Genomic DNA, 23,614 nt, shown 5'->3' on the forward strand with positions numbered 1-23,614 from the left:
TTCCCATCCGGGCTAGAAGAAATATGAAATACTTAATTACCATTGTCGGACCAACAGCTATAGGCAAAACAGCCTTAAGCATTGCTTTGGCACAGCATTTCAATTGTGAGATAATCTCCTGTGACAGCCGTCAGTTTTTTAAAGAGATGACTATCGGGACAGCGGTTCCAAATCAAGTAGAATTAAAATCGGCAACACATCATTTTATTCAAAACAAATCCATTTTCGAGAATTATACCGTTGGAGATTATGAAAAAGAAGCCCTTTTAAAATTAGAAGAATTATTTCAGAAGAATGATTTTGCTATTTTAATTGGTGGTTCAGGTTTATACGTAGACGCTCTTTTAAAAGGGTTTGATGAATTTCCTGAAATAAATCCTGAAGTTCGTTCTGAAGTAAATTCAAATTATGAAAAACTTGGAATTACGTATTTACAAGAGCAATTACAACGTTTAGATCCGGACTATTTTCAAAAAATAACTTTAGAAAATCCACAAACACTTCAAAATCCACAGCGAATGATGCGTTTTGTAGAAGTTTGTATCGGGACTCAAAAACCATATTCTTCTTTTTTAAACCAGAAGAAAAACAACCGAAACTTCACTCCTATTCTAATTGGTTTAGAAGCAGATAGAAAAATAATTTATGATCGTATTAACCAGCGTGTTGAGATTATGATGAATGAAGGTTTATTGGATGAAGCGAAAGCTTTGCATCCTAATAAAGCCTTAAATGCGCTTCAAACGGTGGGTTATAGAGAATTATTTAGTTATTTTGACGGAGAATTTTCGTTGCCATTTGCCATCGAAGAAATCAAGAAAAATACCAGAAGATTTTCCAAAAGACAATTAACATGGTTTAAAAGAAACGAAAACACGAAATGGTTTGATTACGCAGCAGATAGAAAAAATATCATCAATTACATAGAAAATCTTATAACGTAAATCAAAAGTCTATTTTCTTGCATCTTTCTTCTATTCTCTTTATTCTATTCTCTAAATAAATATAAAATAAAAATGCCAATATCACCAAATTTTACATCAGTTTTAAGCAAAGACTGGGAAATCAATTTCACACAATGCACACCAAACGGTTTTTTAAAATATACTGATTTGTGTAATATTCTGCAATTAACTGCGGCTGCGCATTCTGAAGTTGGAGGCATCAGTTTTTTTGACATGCAGGAATTCCACCAGGCATGGGTTTTAAGCAGAATGCGTGTTGAAATTAGCGCTTTACCAAAATGGCAAGATATTGTTACTGTAAAAACATGGATTAACAGTTTAGAAAATTCACGTTCTGTTCGTGCATTAGAGATGTATGTGAACGGAAAGAAAATTGTAGGTTGCGAAACATACTGGGCTGTTTTTAACACACAATTACGCCGTCCGGAAGCTTTGGCTTTACCTTATGAACATTTTGAATTATTTCCGAATAACAGAGCAACAACAGAAGGTTTTTCTAAAATCAATATCAATCATGAAAAAGAAGCCGTTTTTGAAAAAATAGTTTATTTATCAGATCTGGATATCGTTAATCACGTGAATAATGTCAAATATTTGGAATGGTGCCTGGATCATGTTGATTCCAAAAGAATTCTAAAACAAGAAGTTAAAAGCTTTGAAATGAATTTCATGAAAGAACTTTCATTAAAAGATAATGTCGTTATTCACGAAAGTGAAGACGATGATCATACTACTGCAACATTCAGCATTACAAAAGGTGAAAAGACGTGTTTTGCTTTAGAATTGCATTGGGAATAAACTACCGGAATAACAAAGACTTAATTTAAAATTTGTGCTAATTTGCGAAATTCGTGGCAAAAATATTCACAAAAAATAAAAAACGGTGCAATCCAAACTTAGAATTGCACCGTTTCTGTTTTTAAATCAAAAATCATTTTGATTTCTTTTTTGAATCTTTCTTTGATTCCTTCGGCTTCTTTTTCTTTTCAAGCAACTCAATTTTGCCTTTAATTCTTTTCTCTACTTCTGTAATATCAGAATCAAAAGCAAACTGTAAGGTTGTAAGTTTAGCATTTTTAATTTCCTTTAAGGCCTTTTTAAACTCCTGCTGAGCTTCAAGAAGAATCGCTTTCTTTACAAAAATTTCAGATTTATTTATTCCTTTTATAGTTAAAGCGAAATCGATCAATTTTTGTGCTTCTTCGTAATCTTCATTCAAAATCAAAACATGCAAATAATAAGGATATACTTCAAGTGCATGAATATTAATGGATAAAGCTTCTTGAAAATAGTTTTTAGCTTCTTCATAATTCCATAATTGCTCTGCCTGAATTCTTCCATACAAACACAAAACCATTGTATTTTTTGCATCATAAGAAAAAGCATAATCTAAGGATTCAATCGTTTCTTCAAGAGAGTACGGATAATTATCCAAAGCCTGAAAAAGGTATTTATCAATTGTTTTCATTTCGTAAATCTTGTTTTAATTTCTGACGAGTTCCTTTGTAACCTTTCTCTACTTTATTATTTTTGAAATCACTTCCGGTAAAAACCCTAACAGGATTTCCACGTTCAATATGCAGTTGATTTTCCCATTGTTGACCAACATGATTTTTAAGTTGCTGCAAAGTTTCGTCTTCTAATTTTTTTAATAATCTTTCTGTTGCCCGTTTTTTGTTTTGGTGTTGCGAACGGCTGTCCATAGAAACAACTGCAATTCCTGTTGGAATATGCGTTGCCCGAACCGCCGAACTCACTTTATTAACGTGTTGCCCACCGGCACCGGAACTCCGCATGGCCTGATACTGAATATCATTTTCTGAAACTGAACTATTTTTTTGTGGTTCAATCTCAAAAATACCAATAAACCAATTTTTACGTTTGTGCATTTTACGAAACGGACTCTGTCCAATCCATTGAATAGTTCCAATCCAGGAATTCGCAAATGTCGCTGCATTTTTCCCTTTTACAGAAATTGTTGCCGTTTCAACAGTTCCATTTTCAGAACCAACTTCTCTTTGTAATAACGTCGTTTCCAATTGCTGTTCCTGAGCTTCTTCCAACACTTTTTTAAGCACTTGGGCAACCACCCAAGTGCATTCCGCAGGTCCGCGACCTGCCGTTATCTGAATTATTTTTTCCATTTTTAATTTTCTTTTTAACGATCCATTCGAACAATTCTCGGAGTAAAAGTTCCCAGAACTTCAACCAATTCCGTTTGATTTCCCATCACTTTTGTAATGTCTTTGTACGCCATCGGAGCTTCATCAATATTTCCTCCAATTAAAGTGACATCATTAGCTTTCAAAACCTTTTTAATTTCACTCTGTGTAAAAGTACTTTTGCATTTAGCTCTCGAAAATAATCGACCTGCACCGTGCGAAGCCGAATTTAAACTCTCCGCATTTCCTTTTCCTTTCACGATATAGCCGGGAGCCGTCATCGAACCGGGAATAATTCCCAATTGCCCTTCTGCAGCCGGAGTTGCGCCTTTTCTATGTACGATACATTCTTTTCCAATTACCATTTCTTTCCATGCAAAATTGTGATGGTTTTCAATTGTTACCACTACTCTTTTTCCAATAGCTTTGGCAATTCTTCTGTGAATATCATCGTGACAGGCTTTTGCATATTCTCCTGCTAAATTCATCGCCAGCCAATATTCCTGACCATCATGTGTATTTAAATCAAGCCAGGCTAAATGCTGCACATTTTTAGGTAACGGACATTGTTTTGTTGCCAGATACGTGTAATGTTTCGCAATATTTGCACCCAAACCTCGCGATCCGCTATGCGAAAGAACAGCGAAATATTCACCAACTCCCAACTTCCATTCATTTTCAGGATTGTCAATTTTTGCAATTCCAAATTCAACAAAATGGTTTCCTCCGCCTGAACTTCCCAATTGCTTGTAAGCTTTTGGCAAAAGATTTTTTAACAACGGAATATCCTGAAATTCACTTTTGTAAAAAACTTCATGATCTACTCTTGAAGCATGAACTTCATTCATCCCGAATTTGGTATTATCTTTCAAAATTGCTTCTAACTGATGTTCTTTTCCTTTAAAATAGGATGCCGGCAAATCAAAAATCGAAAGGCTCATTCTACATCCGATATCAACTCCAACTCCATATGGTATAACAGCATTATCTGTTGCTAAAACACCGCCAATTGGTAATCCATAACCTGAATGTGCGTCTGGCATTAAAGCTCCTGCTATCGAAATTGGTAATTTTAAAGAATCATACAACTGAAACTTAGCTTGTTGATCAATTTCATTTTCTCCAAATATGGTAAAAGGCGCTCGTGTATTTTTCAGCTGATGCATTCTTACATGAACTGGATTTATCAAACCTTCAGCAACTTTACCCCAGGTTCCGTGTCCTTCATACTTTTCAGGATGAAGCAAAACTTCTTTGGCTTCTGTTAGAATAGATTCTTTTTTTTCTCTTTTTCTATATCTATTTATTTGCCCTAAGGCGATATTTATTGAATTGTTTTTCGGAAAGCCTAATTTAATCAGGTCTTTTCCGGATAATTTATTTCCCATAAATTTTTATTAAATCTTGTTTGTTTTGCAAACGAATGTTTTCAAAATTGAATTTGAATAAAACATAAGTATGCGGAATCTTTTATCCGTTTTGGATAAATAATAAAATCAATTATTCGGGAAAATTTGAAGTGTCTAGAATAAAAAAAAGCCCGAAACTAAATGTCTTCGGGCTTTTTTTTATATCTGAAAATGAATTTCTAAGATTGAAATAAGCCACGAAGAAGCGATGCACCAAATCTGTTTGGTGTGAAGCTTTGTGATGTCGATGTAAGTACAAACATTTCTCTTCGTTTTAAAGGGTTATTATTTTTTTCGTCTGCAAATATTCAGAATTGTTTTTTAATTTTCCAAATTTAAATTAAAGAAAATTCTTGTCAAGAAAACAAACACATCACTTACATAACAGCAAAACATTCGTTATCAATAACATAAATACAATAAAAAAAATAATTTAATCATAAGTAAACAAAAAAAAAGCTCTGATTTCTCAGAGCTTATATTTTATTTAAGTGAATTTATTATTCGGTTACCTTGCTTTTTACAACTAATCTAAAACCTTCACCGTGAATATTAAGAATCTCAACATCTTCATCAGATTTTAGATATTTTCTAAGTTTAGCGATGTAAACGTCCATACTTCTTGAAGTAAAATAGTTGTCATCTCTCCAAATTTTTGTTAAAGCTAATTCTCTTGGCATTAAATCATTTTCATGAAGAATCAACATTTTAAGCAATTCATTCTCTTTTGGAGATAATTTTATTGGCTCATCATTTTCGAAAGTTAAAAATCTAAGTTTAGAATTAAGGTGGAATTTACCAATATTAAACTCAAACTGTACTTGTTCTGCTTTTGTATCGGCAGATTTTCTTTGAATAATAGCTTTGATTTTCATCAATAAAACTTCTGAATCAAAAGGCTTATTCAAATAATCATCAGCTCCTGCTTTATAACCTTTTAATACATCCTCTTTCATAGATTTAGCAGTTAAGAAGATAATAGGCACTTCGCTATTCTTTTCTCTAATTTCTTTGGCTAAAGTATAACCATCTTTATAAGGCATCATTACGTCAAGAATACATAAATCATATACATCTTTCTTGAATTTTTCGAAACCTTCCATACCGTTTTTAGCTAAAGTAACTTCAAAGTCATTTAACATTAGATAATCTTTAAGAACTGCCCCGAAATTAAGGTCATCTTCTACTAAAAGTATTCTTTTGTTATTATTTTCCATATTTTAATTTATTAATGGTATTTTTATTATAAAGGTGCTACCTTTTCCTTTTTCGCTTTCAACATATACTTGACCATTGTGATCTTCAACTATTCTTTTTACATAAGCAAGACCTAAACCATGTCCTTTTACGTTATGTAAATCTCCAGTATGTTCTCTGTAAAATTTCTCAAAAACTCTTTTTTGAGCCACCTTACTCATTCCTAATCCATTATCTTTAACTTTTATCAGAATCATATCCTTTATGTTTTCTGTAAAAATTTCAATTTCAGGAACATCCGGAGAATACTTTATGGCATTCTCTAAAATATTTACCAATACATTTGTAAAATGCACTTCATTTATCAAACACGTCGTTCTTGAAGCATTTAGATGTTTTACAACCGTACCATGTCTATCTTCTAAAATTAAATTTACATGTTCAATTGCATCATCAATAATATCATGAATTGCAGTTGGTTCTTTTGTAATATCCAGTTCTCTTTTTTCTAATTTAGAGATACGAAGAACGTTTTCAACCTGAGCATGCATTCTTTTATTTTCATCTCTGATCATTTGAAGATATCTAAAAACCTTTTCTTTATCTTCAATAATCTTCGGATTTTTAATCGCATCCAAGGCCAAATTTATTGTTGCAATTGGAGTTTTAAACTCATGCGTCATATTATTTATAAAATCTGTTTTAATTTCAGAAATATGTTTTTGACGCAACAATTGGTTTAATGCACTGGTATATGCAATTATTATAATCAGTGTAAAAACGATTGATAATATTGTTATGCTTAATAACTCTGATAACAAAAATTTCTTTTTATAAGGAAAGGTTATATATAATTCATACTTACTATTTCCTTCATTATCAGTATATATCGGAATGTGATAGCTTGCATCTTTATCAAAATGAAAACCATCCGATTTTACTTTTGTTGGTAAACCACTGTTAAGAACACCGAATTCAAATTTGGTTTTTACACCATATTCTTCTAATTCCTTTTTTAATAACTTATTAAGCTTGTCTTTTGTAATTCTTCCTTCAATTGGCGTTAAAGAAGCAATATCTTTATATTGAATTTGTTGCTGTACTTTATTTAAAATATCTAAGCTTCCTGATTTCTCGATTTTTAAATCCGGAATAATACTTTGTCCTAAAGGATTATTATCAATACCATTGTTGTTATTATAAACTTCAGTTACGCGTTTCGAACTAAAATTCTTAAACCTTTCGCTACTGAATTTTTTATTAAACAATGAGCCACTTATATCATAATCTTCAGAGGTCAGTGTATTAGAATATACAATTGTTTTGTTTGTTTTGGTATTTCTCTGTACATAAAGAACTTCCAGTAAATCTTCTTTTTTAGGGATTTTACCAGTACTATCTTTTATACGATTATATTTATCATAAAAACTGTATTCTTCTTGCTGCTCAAGTTTATCAGCAACATTACCAATTACCTGAGTAACGTGATATTTAAATTGTTCATCATTATTTTTGAACGAAGAGTTGAACCAAAATACCTGAACCAGAATAATCCCTATTAAGGACAAGCTCATGAGCAAAACAAGTATTCTAAAAAATAATTTATTCATCGAAACAAAATTAATATTTTAACAATATACTAAATAATACATTAACCAAATATTAACATTTAAGACTGATTTTGTTTAATATCTAAAATTTTAAGAATTTTAACAACTTCTTCTTTAGCAATTTTAAGATTTACGTTATTAATAACAAAATTGCTCTTGGAAATTCGATCTTCATCCTTCCATTGCATTTGCATTCTGCTTAAAACTTGCGAGCGAGTAGTATTATCCCGCTTTAAGACCCTATCAATTCTAATTTCTTCAGGTGCGGTAACTGTTATTATGAAATCACATTCTTTATATCGTCCACTTTCAAACAAAATAGCAGCCTCATAAATTACATATTCATAATTTTTGTGCCGCAATAACCATACCTCAAAATCTTTTTTTACAGCTGGGTGTACTATCGCATTTAATTTTGCCAACTTTTCTTTATCATTAAAGACAATTTCTGCAAGTTTACCTCTGTTTAAAATATCATTTTCAAAAACAATTTCTCCAAATACATTTTTCACTTCTTTTATAACAGGATCTAATTGCATTACAGCTCTTGAACCATTATCAGCTATATAAACAGGAACACCCATTTCTGCAAAATAATTAGCAATGGTTGTTTTTCCACTTCCAATACCCCCTGTTAAACCGATAACTTTTGTCATATTATATTTTAAAAAACATACGAGGGAAAACTTCTTGCGGTTTTTTCTTTAAAAGAATAATTTTTACAAATGATTCTAAAAATCCCGTTCCGTATCCATAAAATTGTTTCCACACCGCAATTACTGACAAGTATCCAATTTTAATGCTTTTATTCTGTATACTAGCTGTAAGAAATATTATAACGAAATATACGAAATATAATTGTAATAAAATATCAATATTGAAAATTAACAGTAAAAAAGCTAATAATAATCCAAGTATAAAAACGGTCGGAAAGAAAAAAGTAATTTTATTATGTTCTGGATACCAACTATTTAATATTGGTCTTGCAATTCCAAACTTATGCACCTGAATAGAGAATTTTCCCCAATCAATTCTTCGTTTATGATAAACATAAGCTTCTGAAAACAACCTCGTTTCAAAACCTAAATTCCATAAACGAATTGATAAATCCGGATCTTCACCAGGGTGAATATTACCAAATCCATTTGATGCTTCAAAAGCTTTTTTAGAAATTCCCATATTGAAACTTCTTGGCTGAAACTTATTGATTTTTTCAGACCCACCACGTATTCCACCGGTAGTCAAAAATGAAGTCATTGCAAAATTAATCGCTTTCTGTATATCTGAAAAACTATCCAAGGCTTTATCCGGGCCACCAAAACAATCCACATATTCTTCGTTTAAAGCTTTGCGGACTTCTGACAAATAATTAGGCGGAATAATACAATCTGAATCAAAAATGATAAAGTAATCACCTCTTGCCTTTTGCATTCCAAAGTTTCTTGAATCTCCCGGTCCTGAATTTTCCTTAAAATAATAAGAGATATTCAATTTTCCCTGATAGGTCATTACCACATCTTTACATGGAATCGATGAACCATCTTCAACAAGAACAATTTCAAAAGGTTCATTATAATCAGATTTCGAGAGACTTTCTAAAAGCTCATCAACTTCATCTGGACGATTATACACGGGTATAATTAAAGAAAAAATCATAATGGGATGTGCGGTATTAAAGTAGCAATTTTTTAAGTTTCAAAATTTTAACAAAGATATGTTATATTCATAAAAAAACCACCAACTTTAGGTTGATGGTTTTCGTTTATAGTAGCAAGTAATTATTTGATACTTTCAATATTTACAACTTCATTTGCTTCGGCTTTATAATCAACTCCGGCAAATTCGAATCCAAATAAATTTAAGAAATCGTTTCTGTATCCAGCTAAGTCTCCAATAGCCGGCAATGTTTCTGTTGTAGCTTCTTCCCAAAGTTTAGCCACTTTTGCCTGAACATCATCACGCATTTCCCAATCATCAATTCTGATTCTTCCCTTGTCATCTACTGGTACTTCAGATCCTGTGTATAATCTATCCTGGAATAAACGTTGAATTTGCTCAATACAACCTTCATGAATTCCTTCTTCTTTCATAATTTTATATAAAAGAGAAATATATAAAGGAATTACCGGAATTGCAGAACTAGCCTGAGTAACCAAAGCTTTGTTTACAGAAACATAAGCTTGTCCACTGATAGATTTCAAACTATCCGTGATAGAGAAAGCAGTAGCTTCTAAATGGTCTTTAGCACGCCCGATTGTACCTTTACGATAAACCGCTTCAGTTAATGATGGTCCAATATAAGAATAAGCAACTGTTGTAGCTCCTTCAGCCAGCAAATTTTCATTTTTTAAGGCATCCATCCACATAGCCCAGTCTTCACCGCCCATTACAGCCACAGTATTTTCAATATCTTCCTCATTTGCAGGAGCTATAGAAACTTCAGTAACATTTCCGGTATGAAAATCTACCGTTTTATTTGTAAAAGTTTGTCCAATTGGTTTTAAAACAGAACGATGCAGCACTCCTGTATTAGGGTTTGTTCGTACTGGTGAAGCCAAACTGTAAATAATCAAATCTACCTGACCTAAATCAGCTTTAATTAAATCCAGTGTTTGTCTTTTTATTTCATTTGAAAAAGCATCTCCATTGATACTTTTTGCATATAAACCTGCTTTGTGAGCTTCAGCTTCAAAAGCTGCAGAATTATACCATCCCGGAGAAGCTGTTTTTCCTTCAACTGGTGGTTTTTCAAAAAATACTCCAATTGTAGCTGCATTAGATCCAAAAGCACTTGTAATTCTTGAAGCCAATCCGAAACCGGTCGAAGCACCAATCACTAATACCTTTTTTGCACCTGCAATTGCTCCTTTTGATTTTATATATTCAATTTGATTTTTAACATTTTGCTCTGCTCCTTTTGGGTGGGCTGTCAAGCAAATAAATCCTCTCATTCTAGGTTCTATAATCATATTTTTATTGTTTATTCGTTCATTTGCTAATCATTAAAGTGAGGTAAATGATCCGCTTATTTACGTTTATTGAATTAGTTTTAAGATGACAAATATAAAGTATTTCTTTAGTTCAACAAGGCTTTGGCATGATTTAAAGCTGAATCAGAGACAACTGCACCTGATAACATCTGGGCTATTTCGATAACTCTTTCGTCCTGAGACAGAAGCTTTAATTCTGATTGTGTATCATCATCAATAGTTGACTTGAATACTTTGAAGTGCGAATCTCCTTTTGCCGCTATTTGGGGTAAATGTGTAATAGCAAAAATTTGCATATTCTTACTCATCTCTTTCATGATCTCTCCCATTCTGATGGCAATTTCACCTGAAACACCGGTATCAATTTCGTCAAAAATTAAAGTTGGTAACTTTGAATATTGAGCCAAAATTGCTTTCACAGCCAACATAATACGTGACATTTCTCCTCCAGAAGCTACTTTTTTCAACAACCCAAAATCAGTTCCTTTATTAGCGGAGAATAAAAATTGCAATTCATCTTTTCCATTTTGAAAATAGGTTTCTGATGGTAAAAGCTCCATATTGAAACGAACATTTGGCATTCCTAAAGTTTCCAAAATCGAAATTAATTTATTCGATAAAACCGGAATCGCATTTGACCTATTCTGTTGAATTTCAGCTGAAAAAGCATCTAATTCTTGTACTTTTTGCGCTATTGAAGTTGTCAATAAAGTGATTTCTTCTTCAATATTACCTAATTCGATAACAGCATTTTCCAAATTGGTCTGAATTTGAAGTAATTCATCAACAGAAATCACCTGATGTTTCTTTTGCAAATTATAAATCAATTGTAATTTTTGATTTGTAAGTTCTAGTCTTTCCGGATCATTTAATAATTTCTCCGAAGCGTTTTGCAACTCTCTTGAAACATCATCAAATTCAATTGCCACGCTTGTTACTCTTTCAAATAAACTTTGATATTCTGTCGAAAATGTTGCAATTTTTTGAAGAGACGCTTTTATTTCATTCAGATTATGAAAAACCCCAAATTGCTCCTCATTTGCAATAACAAGAGATTTATCTATAGACTCTTTTATAACTTCAACGTTATTAAGCTTTTCAAATTCAGTTTCCAGTTCTTCCTGTTCGCCAGATTTTAACTTAGCTGCAATCAATTCATTCAATAGAAAAGTATTGTACTCCTGCTCTTTTCCGGAATCACTTTGTTTTTTCAATAAAGCATTTAATTTTGATTTATCTGACTTATAATCTTTCAATAACTTTTGGTATAATGCAATAACATCAAAATTATTTGCTATTGCATCGATTATTTTAAACTGAACGGTTTCGTCTGATAATTCCTGAGTCTGCTGTTGTGAATGAATATCAATCAAAAACAGACTTAAATCCTGGAGCTCCTGAAGATTTACAGGGCTATCATTAATAAAAGCTCTAGATTTTCCTGAAGGTAAAATTTCACGTCTTATAATCGTATCATCCTCATAATCGAGATCATTTGCTTCAAAAAATGCTGCCAAATTGTATTTAGAAATTTCAAACTGTGCCTCTATAATACATTTCTCTTCTTTATTTTTTAAAGAAGTCAGATCGGCTCTTTTTCCTAAAACTAATCCTAAAGCTCCCAAAATAATAGATTTTCCAGCACCGGTCTCACCTGTAATTATAGAAAAGCCTTTTGAAAAATCAATTGACAATTTTTCAATAAGGGCATAGTTTTTAATTGACAGCGAAGTAATCATAAGATAAAATGTAAATAATAGAAATTAATGAAATAGTAAAATCGAAAATCAATTAATACTTAATTTGCGACCATTTGGTAGAATTAAGAGGCGACACTTTATTCAAAACATCCGACAGATCACTCACCGTAATACTTGGGCCTCCAGAAAAAATAGAAACAATCTCATCCGATTTTGCATCAAAAAATACCCGGGTCAAAAAGGCATTCGGTTTAACGGAATTAAATTTTCCGATAAGCAGAACTGAAGATTTAATTCTTTCTTTAGCACCTTTTAAATCATCACTCATTTTATCCAAACCACTATGATATAAAAAAGTAACCTGACGTAAATCGCTATACATTGGCGAAATCATATCTGTTATTAAATAATAACGATTCTGAATTCCGTCAGCCTGACTCCAACCTTTATAACCACCCTGTTGCGCCACGTTTGCTATATTTTGAGCTGTTTCAAGATATTGATTTCCTGCTCCCATTTGAAATGAATCTGCATCCATGCCTAAAATCAAATAACTGTAAAAAGAAACCACCGATACTAAATTTGACTCAAAAGTGGTAGGGTTAAACAACAATGGTTCGTATTCCGTATATCGAAAACTAAAATCTTTGTCGTTAAAATTGAATATAGGAGAAGAGTATGTTGAATTAAAAATCAATCTTGATGATTGCACCTGAATAGTCCCGGAAAATTGGTCCGAATTATTTGATGACAATGTGATATACATCGAACAATTGATACGTTCGTTTTGTTTTAATACTGATCCTGTCCAATCTGTTTTATTTACAAATTCAGATAAAGAAGTTTGAAGTGTTTTAAATACTTGCTGATTAGGATTTGGCAGCCTTTCAGTATTAATAGTTACAGTGCAATTTAGCTGTTGCGCTTGTGTAAAGCCAAAAATTAAAAATACTAAAAGAGTAACTATTTTTTTCATAGAAAGATACTATTTGCCTTGGCGTAAATATAAAATACTGGTAATTATTCTGAATCTTTAAATAACTTATGAGTTTGCAAAATGCGAAATCACTTTGTTTAAAATATCAACCGCTACTGATTCTTTTGATTTTAATTCCATTGGCTCAATTTTAAAATTTTTATCAATAAAAGTAACTTTATTGGTTTCTTTTTTAAAACCTGCGCCTTCATCCTGTAAAGAATTAAGAACAATCAAATCTAAGTTTTTTTTCTGAATTTTCAGCTTAGCATTTTCAATTTCATTTTGAGTTTCTAAAGCAAATCCAATTAAAAACTGCTCTTTTTTAATCGCTCCCAATGATGCTAAAATATCTTTTGTTTTTTCAAGCTCAATTGAAAACTCTTCTGCAGCTTTTTTAATTTTCTGTAAAGCAACGACTTTCGGTTTGTAATCAGCAACTGCAGCAGCTGCAATAGCAACATCAACATGACTATAATGCAAATGACATGCATCGTACATTTCTTGTGCAGAAACCACATTTACAACTTCAACTAAACTATTCTTAGTTTTAAAATGAGTTGGGCCCGTAACTAAAATTACTTGTGCGCCTAATTTTGCCGCTTCATTGGCAATATCGAAACCCATTTTTCCTGAAGAATGGTTTCCAATAAAACGTACAGGATCTATCGCTTCGTATGTTGGTCCGGCGGTAATTAGTATTTTTTTTCCTTTTAAAGGTAATTTACTTTCTAAATCAGCCTCTAAAAAAGAAATAATATTTTCTGGCTCCGCCATTCTTCCTTCTCCGGACAAACCACTGGCAAGTTCACCATTTTCAGCAGGAATCATTACATTCCCAAACTGTTTTAAGGCAGCGAAACTAGATAAAGTCGAAGGATGTTTATACATATCCAGATCCATTGCCGGAGCAAAATAAACAGGACATTTAGCCGATAAATAAGTTGCAATAAGAAGATTGTCACAGTTTCCTGTAGTCATCTTAGACAATGTATTGGCAGTTGCCGGAGCAATTAACATTAAATCAGCCCAAAGTGCTAATTCAACGTGATTGTTCCAAACTGCATCTTCATCATCCTGATTAAAAAAGGTAGAGTGAACAGGATTTTTTGATAACGTAGATAACGTAAGTGGAGTTACAAAATCCTTAGAAGCAGGTGTCATTATCACTTGGACATGTGCACCTGCTTTTATAAAGAGTCGTACTAATGAGGCTGTTTTATAGGCTGCAATTCCACCAGAAACTCCCAGTAAAATTTTCTTCCCGTTTAAAACTGACATTATACTATATTATTTGTTTGAACCTCTGTGGTAAGTTTTTCCGTCTAACCATTCCTGAACAGCTAAAGCGTGTGGTTTTGGTAATTTTTCGTAAAATTTAGAAACTTCAATTTGTTCTTTATTTTCAAAAACTTCTTCAAGACTGTCATTATAAGTAGCAAACTCTTCTAATTTCTCAGTTAATTCTTTTTTGATTTCAGAATTAATTTGGTTTGCTCTTTTAGCCATAATGGTAATTGCTTCATACACATTTCCTGTTGGCTCTTCAATAACCGTTTTATTGTATGTTATTGTATTTACAGGAGCATTCGTCTTTTTTAAATCCATGACTTTATTTATTTAGTAAATTTTTGTAAATCTGTTTCAACTCTGGCGTACATTTCGTCAGCTTGTTTTTTATATTTTGTGTCGCTTTTGTACTTCAATAAGTTATTATAAGCAACTTTAGCAATATTTAAACGCTCTTCCATTTTTGCAGGAATACTGTTTATTGCCAATTGATATGCCGAATCGTATTTGTAGAACAACGCATCTTCTTTTAAAGGTGTTCCCGGAAAATCAGCAATAAAATTATCAAAAGCTACTAATGCAGATTTATAATCTGAAATAGTATTATATCCTTTAGCATTCTCGTATGCTTTTTTCTCTAATTTACCATTCAGTACTTTGACAGTCTCATTAGCCTGAGCGATGTATTCTGAATTTGGATAGTTATCAATAAATGCTTGTAGTTTCTCCAATGCTTTTACCGTATCAGCCTGATCCAAGCTATAAACCGGCGCTAATTTTGAATAACTGTAAGCTCCTAAAAATGCAGCTTCCTGTACTTTTTCACTACGTGGATAACCTGAAACAAAACTTTCAAACTGATAACCAGCTAAATAATATTGTTGTGTTTTGTAATAAGATTGTGAAAACATATAAAAAAGCTTTTCAGCCTGAGGTTTACCTCTATATGCTGGTGCCAATTGTTCAAAAAGACGAATTGCTTTTGAATATTTTCCTGCATCATACATCTTTGTTGCCATTTCAAATTTTGCCGCAACATCTTCATTTTTCAATACCTTTTGGTAATCACTACAAGAACAAAAAAGGACAACAACAATTAATAGAGATACTATTTTTTTCATTTTCTTACTTTTATTATGATTTCTTAGACAATTATGCCAAAGCAAAATCACACCGAAGTTCCGGTGGCAAATTTAGTTATTAATTTAGCTACTACAAAATATTTTTTGGTATAATAAAATACCGATAATTTTACTCTAATTTAATGCTGTTTTTAACAAATTTATTCAATCTTTCTGCCAATGAATCATCAACAGCTACCAAAGGCAAACGCACTGTATTGTCAGCAATACCAAGGGCTTGAAACACTTGTTTGATTCCGGCTGGATTTCCCTGCTCAAAAATCATATCAATACAATCTGATAAAAAATATTGTGTTTTAAAAGCTTCATTTACTTTTCTGTTCAGACCTAAACGAATCATTTCTGAAAATTCTTTAGGAAATCCCTGCCCGATAACTGATATCACACCTGCTCCACCAGCCAAAACAATTGGCAAAGCAATCATATCATCACCAGAAATAACAAGAAAATCTTTTGGTGCATTTTTTAGTAATTGTAAAGCCTGTGCCATATCTCCTGCCGCTTCTTTTATGGCAACCACATTACTAAAATCATTTGCCAGACGAACTACTGTTGCAGGCAACATATTACTGGATGTTCTTCCCGGAACGTTATATAAAATTACCGGAATTGGAGATGCTTCTGCAATCGCTTTAAAATGCTGATAAATTCCTTCCTGGGTTGGCTTATTATAATAAGGAGAAACAGAAAGAATTGCTTCAAAAGCAGAAAAATCACCTGTCTTTAATTCCTCAACAATCTGCATGGTATTATTACCTCCAACTCCAAGAACCAAAGGCAATCTTCCCTTGTTGGTATCAATTACTGTTTTTATAACTAATTCTTTTTCGGCTTGTGTTAAAGTAGCATTTTCTGCCGTTGTTCCCATAACTACAAGATATTCAACTCCTCCATCAATCGAAAAATTAACGATGCGTTGTAAAGCTTCGATATCAACTGAAAAGTCTTTTTTAAATGGAGTTACAAGCGCAACACCAGTTCCTATTAATGATTGCATATTCTAGTTTATAATTTATTTTATACTTTTTAAATACTTAAACAATTCGGAAACGAATAGTTTATAATTTCCCATTTCGGTATCAATCATCCATCGATTTAATCTTTTATCGACCGAAGAAAACCCTACCTTAAACTTCGCTTTTGATTTTGCAGTTGTCAGCATCAAAATTGGCTTTTCGATTTCATAATAACTAATCAAAAGATCAAATTCCGTTTCAATAAATTCAGTCAAAAATTCTTCTGTTGACTCTGCTCTCCAGGTGATATGTTTTTCACCAAAAGTAAGCCTTGAGTACTCTTTTTTTTTGTCAAATTTATCTCTGTACGCAACAATTTTTATGTTTTCAGAAGCAATTCCGTGAAGAACGAGCTCTTTAGCTAACTCCTTTGAATGGCTAAATTTACTTTCATCTATCAATAAACCAATTGTTTGTACATTGCTTGTAAAGACTTCGTTTTTGACAATATGCAGGTTATTTTTTAATGATTTTTTTACAAAAAATTCCTTTATATAATTTAAAAACATAGTACTTTTACCAATTACAAAATTAATTATTTAAGTCGCATTTAAGATGGTAAAACTAAAAAAGTATAACGGATTTTTAAAACTTTTTGTTATATTCTTAACACTTTTTTTTATATTCTCCTGTAGTGAGAAAAATTATAATCTAACGAAGATAGAAGGAAAGCAGCTTCCGATAACAGAAAAAGGCAGCGAAACTCCCAAAATCGAAAATTTCATCAAACCTTATCGCGATCATATTAATAGAGATTTAGATAGTATTTTGGCTTATTCTCCTGAAACTCTAGACAAAAGCACAGGAAAATGGCAAACAACAATTGGAAATTTAATGGCCGATGTTTGTTTACAAAGAGGAAATTTAGTTTTTAAAGCGCGTGAGAAAAAAGATATCGATTTGTGCTTGTTAAACCATGGTGGAATTCGTGCTATTTTACCAAAAGGAAATGTAACAACAAGAACGGCGTACGAAATTATGCCTTTTGAAAACAGCTTGATTGTTGTTGCATTAAGTGGTAATCAAATTCTTGAAATTGCAAGCTATATTATTAAAGAGAAAAAACCGCAACCACTATCCGGAATGACTTTTACGATATCAAAAGACAATACCGCCAAAAACATCCTGATTCAGGGAAAACCTATTGATGTTAGTAAAACGTATTACGTGGTTACTAATGATTATTTAGCTAACGGAGGCGACAATATGAGCTTTTTTCTAAAAGCAACTCAAAAGTTTGATCTGAATTATAAAATCAGAAACGTATTGATTGATTATTTCAAAGAAGTTGATACTATTCCGGTTAAAACCGATGTTCGAATTACAGTCGAATAAATCATTACTACACAAAAATTAAATTACTGCGTTTAGGCAAAAAATATATACAATGAAAAGAAGAGAATTTATCGAGAAAACAGCTGCAAGTACTGCCCTACTAAGTTTAGGCTTGTCATTAAGTAGTTTTGAAACTAACGATATTAAGCACTTAACTATTTTGCATACGAATGACGTTCACAGCCATATAGATCCTTTTCCGGCTGATGATCCGCGTAATGCAAATAAAGGTGGTGTATCTCGAAGAGCAGCTTTGATTGAAGCTATTCGTAAAGAAAACCCAAATGTACTGTTGTTAGATGCTGGCGATATTTTTCAGGGAACTCCTTATTTTAATTATTATGGAGGCGAACTTGAATTTAAGCTGATGAGCATGATGAAGTATGATGCATCAACTATAGGAAACCATGATTTTGATAATGGTCTTGATGGCTTGTGTGCACAAATGCCTCATGCAACTTTTGAATTTATCAATTCTAACTATGATTTTAAAAATACCGTAATGAATGGTCTTGTAAAACCGTACAAAATCTTCAATAAAAATGGAATTAAAGTTGGTGTTTTTGGATTAGGAATTGAACTTGACGGTTTGGTCGATAAAAAAATGTACAAAGAAACCGTTTATAACAATCCGGTAGAAATTGCACAGGACATGACGCAATTACTGAAAAAAGAAGAAAAATGCGACCTGGTTATTTGTCTCTCTCACTTAGGTTATAATTACAGAGATGACCAATCTAAAATTTGTGATTTGAAATTAGCCGAATTGACGCAAGATATAGATTTAATTATTGGCGGACACACGCATACATTTTTGGACAAACCAACTATTGTTAAGAATAAAACTGGTGAAAATGTGTTAGTAAATCAGGTAGGTTGCTATGGAATTAATTTAGGCCGAATTGATTTTTATTTTGATAAAGACAAAGCACATACAAACCAAGGGAAATCAATTATTGTATAATACTTTTTTCTTTGCTTTTGATCTTTCAAGAAAATATTCAACCATAAAATAGTAGCCCAATATTTGCGTTACATCGCGAATTAAAACAAGGACAACAGAGTGCGAAAAATATTCATTGAAAATATAAAATATATCTGAAAATATATAGCAAACTGCCATTAAGGACATTATCAAAGCAATGTGCGTACCTTTTGTAATATATCGTACAAAGCAGAAATAACTTAAAACACTAAGAACAATACCGTAAAAAGTATAAAGTGCATTGAATTTTTTCATATTGTCTGACTGCAGACTTAGAACAGAAACCAACAAATAAACAATAAATATTACTACTATTGATACTGGCAAAATGTCTTTCTTGCTTAGTATAACTTTTTCTCGCTCTGCAATGAAAATTTTTAAAAGAAGCAGATAAACCACTAAAAAACTTAAAACCCCGCCAATTTCTGACACCTCAACATCCATTAAGTCAAATACCTGACCGATAAAACAAAATAAAAAAATAAAGACTTCTGTTTTTCCTATTTTAAATTCACTGCTCACAAAAAAATAGAAAAATATTGCAGGCAAAACAATAGCCTTGGCATAAATTGCCATATATTCCTGTTCTGTCCAATCAAAAATGATAGTAAACAGTAATGCCAGAAAATACAAAATCAACGACGGTTTATTCGCTTTCATTCAATTTGGTTATAAAATCTTCCTCGGATAATATCGGAATATTTAATTTATTCGCTTTTTCTAATTTGGCTGGTCCCATATTATCTCCGGCAACAACAAAATCTGTTTTTGCAGAAATGGAACTTCCAACTTTTCCACCATTATCTTCGATCGTTTTCTTTAAATCATCTCTAGAAAACTGAGTAAAAACTCCTGAAACAACAAAAGTTTTTCCAATGAATTTTTCTGTAGCATTTGGGTTTATTTTTTCTACTATTTCAAATTGAACTCCATAATTTTTCAGGCGCTCAATTATTCTTTGATTTTCTTCATTTTCAAAAAACTCGATTACACTTTTTGCAATTCGTTCTCCAATTTCATCAACTAATATTAATTCCATTAAAGAAGCCTTGCTTAGTGCATCAATATTTTTATAATGTTTTGCCAATTTTTTAGCGACTGTTTCGCCAACAAAACGGATTCCGAGTGCAAACAAAACACTTTCAAATGGGATTTCTTTTGATTTCTCAACACCATTAACTAGGTTTTCAGCTGATTTTTGCGCCATTCTTTCTAAATGCAAAATATCGGCAACTTTCAATTCGTATAAATCAGCGTAATTATGAACCAACCCATTTTTGAAAAGTAACGCTACGGTTTCCCCACCAAGCCCTTCAATATCCATGGCTTTTCTCGAAATGTAATGTTGAATTCGGCCAATAATCTGCGGTGGACATCCGTAAAAATTAGGACAATAATGGTTTGCTTCACCTTCAGTACGAACTAATTCTGTCTGACATTCCGGACAATGCGTAATGTATGCTGTTTTTTCTGAACTTTCGGGGCGCTGTTCTAAATCGACAGCGATAATCTTCGGAATAATTTCACCTCCTTTTTCAACAAAAACGGTATCGTTTATTCTGATATCTAATTTTTCAATTTGATCAGCGTTATGCAAAGAAGCTCTTTTTACAATCGTTCCGGCCAATTGTACCGGGTCTAAATTTGCAACAGGAGTAATTGCTCCTGTACGCCCTACCTGATAGGAAATTGATTTTAATTTAGTCGAAACTTGTTCTGATTTAAACTTATAAGCAATAGCCCAACGTGGAGATTTTGCTGTATACCCCAATTCTTGCTGATGCTGAATACTGTTTACTTTTATAACAACACCATCTGTCTCGTATGGCAATTTATGACGATGAATATCCCAATAATCAATAAATTCGAAAACATCATGCATACTATTGACCAACTTTGCTTCGCCTGGCACTTTAAAACCCCAATTTCTGGCAGATTCTAATCCTTCAATCTGAGAAGAAAAAGGCAAATTATTACTTGTTACAGAATATAATAAACATTCTAACGGACGTTTAGCAACCTCAGCACTATCTTGTAATTTTAAACTTCCCGAAGCTGTATTTCTTGGATTTGAATATGGAGTTTCTCCAATCTCAATTAATTCCTGATTCATTTTTTCGAAACCTTTTAAAGGTAGAATAATTTCACCTCTGATATCGAATTTATCCGGATAATTTCCTTTAAGTCGTAAAGGAACCGATTTTATTGTTTTAATGTTATTTGTAACTTCATCTCCTTGAAAACCATCACCTCGCGTTAAAGCCTGAACTAATTTTCCATTTTCATATGTAATACTAATAGAAGCTCCGTCATACTTTAATTCACAGGTGTATTCTAATTGTACATTTCCTAAAACTCTTTGAATTCGGTTCTCCCACTCTAGTAAATCTTCTTTGGAGTAAGAATTATCCAAAGAATACATACGAAATTGATGCGCAATAGTTTTAAAATTCTTGGTAACAGTTCCGCCGACACGTTGCGTTGGCGAATGTTCATCAAAAAAATCAGGATTTTTTTCTTCCAGATCCTGAAGCTGTTTTAATTTAATGTCGAAATCGTAATCTGAAATTGTGGCATTATCTAACACATAATAATTGTAATTGTGCTGATTAAGTTCGTCTCGTAAAGCCTGTATTGTTTCTTGAATACTCATAAAATATTAAAATGATGCGGATTGTAATGTTGAATAACCGAATATCAAAATTAGAATTATTTTGCTGAAAAACATCAAAAAACAAAAGTTTTAAAAAATCAAAAATCAAGTTGCAAAACGATGCAACCTGATTTTCTTCTTGTCCACTATTCTTAAAAAAGAATTAAACAAAACCAACTTCCAAATGGTTTCTTCGTTTTATACTTTTACACTGATTATCAAATAATTAGATCACAAATATAAAACTATTTTTGAATAATGATAAAGTCAGAACGTCTATTTAACAAATGTTCATTTTCGGTACATTTCACTCCGTTTTTACATTTATTAATCAATCGGCTTTCCCCATAGCCTATTGCACTTTCAATTCGGGACGCATCAATATCCTGTGAAACAATATAATCTCTTGTTGACTTCGCTCTATTATCTGAAAGTTTCAGGTTATAAGAATCTTTTCCACGAGAATCCGTATGTGACTCTATTTTGATTCTGATATTTGGAAATTTCTTCATAATAAAAACCACTTTTGTTAACTCTTCTATTGCAAGAGGTGTAATATCGTATTTATCGTAATCAAAGTAAATTGGGTTAACATCAACTTTTTCAACCCCTTTCTTCTTCACTACTAAGTCATCGTAATTACTCAATTCGAAGTTAACATCTTTAATTTCGCCTTCATTTTCGTTGGTAGTTTCAACTGTTTTCTCATCACTGCTGTAATTTGGTTTCGCAGCAATCATTTTGACAACTTTTCCGCACGGAACTACTAACGCATATTTACCTTCATAATTCGTTTTTGTTTCACCAAGAACATCACTATAGGAATTATATCCCATAATTGTTACATCAGCAAGAGGCAATTTTGTTTTACGATCTGTTGCCATACCAGAAATAGTCTGATTACAAACAGGTTTTCCTTTAGTGAAAAAATAAATATCATCATCGCCTTTACCTCCTTCTCTGTTCGAAGAAACATATCCATAACTATCGGTGTTATCAATTATAAAAGAAAAATCATCTTTATTGCTATTTATTGGAGCTCCTAAATTTACAGGATCTGAGAATGTTCCGTCAGCTAATAATTTACTTTCGTAAACATCTAAATCTCCATAACCATAATGCCCATCAGAAGAAAAATAGAGTTTTCCATTGTGGAAGAATGGAAAAAGATCATTTCCGATAGTGTTAATTTTTGGTCCCAGATTCACTGGAGAACTCATTGTTCCGTCAGTTGCGATTTTCACATAATACAAATCGGTTTCACCTATACCGTTAGGCATGTCTGAAGCGAAGAAAAGCCATTGTCCGTCTTCACTTAAAGAAGGATGCCCAACGGAATAATCATTACTATCAAAGAAAACCTTTTGTGGATTTTCTAATTTATTATTCACAATATCACCTTTAACGATTTGAAAATTATTCGTTTTGGTCTCATCGATAATTAATTTGTTCTTTTTAACAATGTTTGTCGAATAATAAATTGTTTTGCCGGCAGCATCAAAAGAAGCCGTTGCTTCGTGATATTTGGTCATTACATTTGGAAGGAATACTGTTTCGTTAAATAAACTTCCATCCGCAGGATTTCTTTCAGCTACATACAAATTTAAAAAAGGCTGATTGTTCCAGGTGTACAACTTTTCGCTGAACTTTGTAGTATCTCTTGCTGAAGTAAACACAATTCTATCTTGAAAAAAAGTAGCTCCAAAATCAGATTTACTCGTATTAATATCAAGATTTTTAACCGTGTACAGCGATTTCGCTTTAGATAAACTGTCTATTTTCGCCTTTTGGGCAACATAACTATTAACTTCTTTTTGATCTCCTTTTTTGGTTAAATATTCCTTGATCATTTTATCTGCTTCATCATAATCCATTACACCTTTTAGTGACTGGATATAACGCAGATAGTAAATATCAGTTAAATTATTGCCCTGAACTTCGTATAGTTTTTTGTACCATTTTAAAGCATTTCTGGCATCAGAAATAAAATAATACGAATCGGCAGCGTTTTTTAACGTCTGAGCTGTTGGGCTTTTGATATTCTGTAAAATTTCTTCGTATGCTTTTGAAGCATCAACGTAAGCATAATTTCTAAACAGAGCATCAGCCTTTTTTAAATTAGTCTGAGCAAAACTAAACGTAAAACTCAGAACTAAACTTAGGATATATAATTTTTTCATAGGT

The 23,614-nt window shown here is 32.2% G+C and carries 22 protein-coding genes; 4 read left to right on the forward strand and 18 right to left on the reverse strand.

The features are described from left to right. The first annotated feature begins 23 nt into the window (after positions 1 to 23). Together miaA and IHE43_RS16925 are read left to right on the forward strand one after the other, a co-directional pair. Positions 24 to 944, forward strand: coding sequence for a tRNA (adenosine(37)-N6)-dimethylallyltransferase MiaA (gene miaA / locus IHE43_RS16920; RefSeq protein WP_192184995.1), 921 nt, complete (start codon positions 24 to 26; stop codon positions 942 to 944). Positions 945 to 1,016: 72 nt separating this feature from the next. Next, the gene (locus IHE43_RS16925; RefSeq protein ID WP_192184996.1) at positions 1,017 to 1,763 is read left to right on the forward strand and encodes an acyl-[acyl-carrier-protein] thioesterase; all 747 of its coding nucleotides are present in this window, start codon (positions 1,017 to 1,019) and stop codon (positions 1,761 to 1,763) included. A 133-nt stretch (positions 1,764 to 1,896) separates the two neighbouring features. Here IHE43_RS16925 and IHE43_RS16930 read toward each other — a convergent pair whose 3' ends face one another. From IHE43_RS16930 to IHE43_RS17000, 15 genes are all read right to left on the reverse strand, one after another. Then, entirely contained in the window at positions 1,897 to 2,433 is a 537-nt protein-coding gene (locus IHE43_RS16930) for a M48 family metallopeptidase (protein WP_192184997.1), read from the reverse strand. Continuing rightward, on the reverse strand, positions 2,420 to 3,109 hold the full coding sequence (prfH, locus tag IHE43_RS16935; RefSeq protein WP_192184998.1) for a peptide chain release factor H: 690 nt from the start codon (positions 3,107 to 3,109) through the stop codon (positions 2,420 to 2,422). Before prfH ends, IHE43_RS16930 begins: the two co-directional genes overlap by 14 nt. Before the next feature lie 14 nt (positions 3,110 to 3,123). Next, positions 3,124 to 4,515 carry an RtcB family protein gene (locus IHE43_RS16940; protein ID WP_192184999.1) on the reverse strand — a complete coding sequence of 464 codons (1,392 nt, stop codon included), beginning with the start codon at positions 4,513 to 4,515 and terminating at the stop codon, positions 3,124 to 3,126. A 521-nt stretch (positions 4,516 to 5,036) separates the two neighbouring features. Continuing rightward, positions 5,037 to 5,753, reverse strand: coding sequence for a response regulator transcription factor (locus IHE43_RS16945; RefSeq protein ID WP_154781780.1), 717 nt, complete (start codon positions 5,751 to 5,753; stop codon positions 5,037 to 5,039). Between the two features lie 3 nt (positions 5,754 to 5,756). Next, the gene (locus tag IHE43_RS16950) at positions 5,757 to 7,343 is read right to left on the reverse strand and encodes a sensor histidine kinase KdpD (RefSeq protein ID WP_192185000.1); all 1,587 of its coding nucleotides are present in this window, start codon (positions 7,341 to 7,343) and stop codon (positions 5,757 to 5,759) included. A gap of 59 nt (positions 7,344 to 7,402) precedes the next feature. Then, positions 7,403 to 7,999, reverse strand: coding sequence for a dephospho-CoA kinase (gene coaE / locus IHE43_RS16955; RefSeq protein ID WP_192185001.1), 597 nt, complete (start codon positions 7,997 to 7,999; stop codon positions 7,403 to 7,405). Position 8,000: 1 nt separating this feature from the next. Further along, positions 8,001 to 8,999 carry a glycosyltransferase family 2 protein gene (locus tag IHE43_RS16960; RefSeq protein WP_192185002.1) on the reverse strand — a complete coding sequence of 333 codons (999 nt, stop codon included), beginning with the start codon at positions 8,997 to 8,999 and terminating at the stop codon, positions 8,001 to 8,003. Between the two features lie 122 nt (positions 9,000 to 9,121). Continuing rightward, complete coding sequence (gene fabV / locus IHE43_RS16965; protein ID WP_192185003.1) at positions 9,122 to 10,312, reverse strand: enoyl-ACP reductase FabV; 1,191 nt, start codon at positions 10,310 to 10,312, stop codon at positions 9,122 to 9,124. Positions 10,313 to 10,419: 107 nt separating this feature from the next. Further along, positions 10,420 to 12,072 carry a DNA repair protein RecN gene (gene recN / locus IHE43_RS16970; protein ID WP_192185004.1) on the reverse strand — a complete coding sequence of 551 codons (1,653 nt, stop codon included), beginning with the start codon at positions 12,070 to 12,072 and terminating at the stop codon, positions 10,420 to 10,422. A 52-nt stretch (positions 12,073 to 12,124) separates the two neighbouring features. Further along, positions 12,125 to 13,009: a DUF4835 family protein gene (locus tag IHE43_RS16975; RefSeq protein ID WP_192185005.1), complete on the reverse strand. Its 885-nt coding sequence runs from the start codon at positions 13,007 to 13,009 to the stop codon at positions 12,125 to 12,127. Positions 13,010 to 13,075: 66 nt separating this feature from the next. Continuing rightward, on the reverse strand, positions 13,076 to 14,290 hold the full coding sequence (gene coaBC / locus IHE43_RS16980) for a bifunctional phosphopantothenoylcysteine decarboxylase/phosphopantothenate--cysteine ligase CoaBC (protein WP_192185006.1): 1,215 nt from the start codon (positions 14,288 to 14,290) through the stop codon (positions 13,076 to 13,078). A gap of 9 nt (positions 14,291 to 14,299) precedes the next feature. Next, positions 14,300 to 14,617 (reverse strand): DNA-directed RNA polymerase subunit omega, encoded by a 318-nt coding sequence (locus IHE43_RS16985; RefSeq protein WP_007807938.1) that lies wholly within the window; start codon positions 14,615 to 14,617, stop codon positions 14,300 to 14,302. 8 nt (positions 14,618 to 14,625) lie between these two features. Continuing rightward, complete coding sequence (locus IHE43_RS16990) at positions 14,626 to 15,420, reverse strand: outer membrane protein assembly factor BamD (RefSeq protein ID WP_056185383.1); 795 nt, start codon at positions 15,418 to 15,420, stop codon at positions 14,626 to 14,628. Between the two features lie 130 nt (positions 15,421 to 15,550). Next, a complete protein-coding gene (gene dapA, locus IHE43_RS16995; protein WP_192185007.1) occupies positions 15,551 to 16,438 on the reverse strand; it encodes a 4-hydroxy-tetrahydrodipicolinate synthase in 888 nt (295 codons plus the stop codon). A gap of 15 nt (positions 16,439 to 16,453) precedes the next feature. Beyond that, complete coding sequence (locus IHE43_RS17000; RefSeq protein WP_192185008.1) at positions 16,454 to 16,966, reverse strand: hypothetical protein; 513 nt, start codon at positions 16,964 to 16,966, stop codon at positions 16,454 to 16,456. A 46-nt stretch (positions 16,967 to 17,012) separates the two neighbouring features. On the opposite strand from IHE43_RS17000, the gene IHE43_RS17005 reads away from it, so the two are divergent. Both IHE43_RS17005 and IHE43_RS17010 read left to right on the forward strand, forming a co-directional pair. Then, the gene (locus IHE43_RS17005; RefSeq protein WP_192185009.1) at positions 17,013 to 17,792 is read left to right on the forward strand and encodes a 5'-nucleotidase C-terminal domain-containing protein; all 780 of its coding nucleotides are present in this window, start codon (positions 17,013 to 17,015) and stop codon (positions 17,790 to 17,792) included. Between the two features lie 52 nt (positions 17,793 to 17,844). Further along, positions 17,845 to 18,756, forward strand: coding sequence for a bifunctional UDP-sugar hydrolase/5'-nucleotidase (locus IHE43_RS17010; protein WP_192185010.1), 912 nt, complete (start codon positions 17,845 to 17,847; stop codon positions 18,754 to 18,756). Here the strand turns inward: IHE43_RS17010 and IHE43_RS17015 are convergent. The 3 genes from IHE43_RS17015 to IHE43_RS17025 all read right to left on the reverse strand — a co-directional run bounded on the left by IHE43_RS17015 (position 18,742) and on the right by IHE43_RS17025 (position 23,610). Beyond that, positions 18,742 to 19,437: a lysoplasmalogenase family protein gene (locus IHE43_RS17015; protein ID WP_192185011.1), complete on the reverse strand. Its 696-nt coding sequence runs from the start codon at positions 19,435 to 19,437 to the stop codon at positions 18,742 to 18,744. The two genes, IHE43_RS17010 and IHE43_RS17015, sit on opposite strands and share 15 nt — an antisense overlap. Beyond that, positions 19,424 to 21,430: an NAD-dependent DNA ligase LigA gene (gene ligA, locus IHE43_RS17020; protein ID WP_192185012.1), complete on the reverse strand. Its 2,007-nt coding sequence runs from the start codon at positions 21,428 to 21,430 to the stop codon at positions 19,424 to 19,426. The genes IHE43_RS17015 and ligA overlap by 14 nt, the downstream gene beginning before the upstream one ends. Before the next feature lie 245 nt (positions 21,431 to 21,675). Then, positions 21,676 to 23,610 carry an OmpA family protein gene (locus IHE43_RS17025; RefSeq protein ID WP_192185013.1) on the reverse strand — a complete coding sequence of 645 codons (1,935 nt, stop codon included), beginning with the start codon at positions 23,608 to 23,610 and terminating at the stop codon, positions 21,676 to 21,678. Positions 23,611 to 23,614 lie beyond the last annotated feature (4 nt).

The organism is Flavobacterium sp. MDT1-60, from assembly GCF_014844035.1.
Taxonomy (GTDB): domain Bacteria; phylum Bacteroidota; class Bacteroidia; order Flavobacteriales; family Flavobacteriaceae; genus Flavobacterium.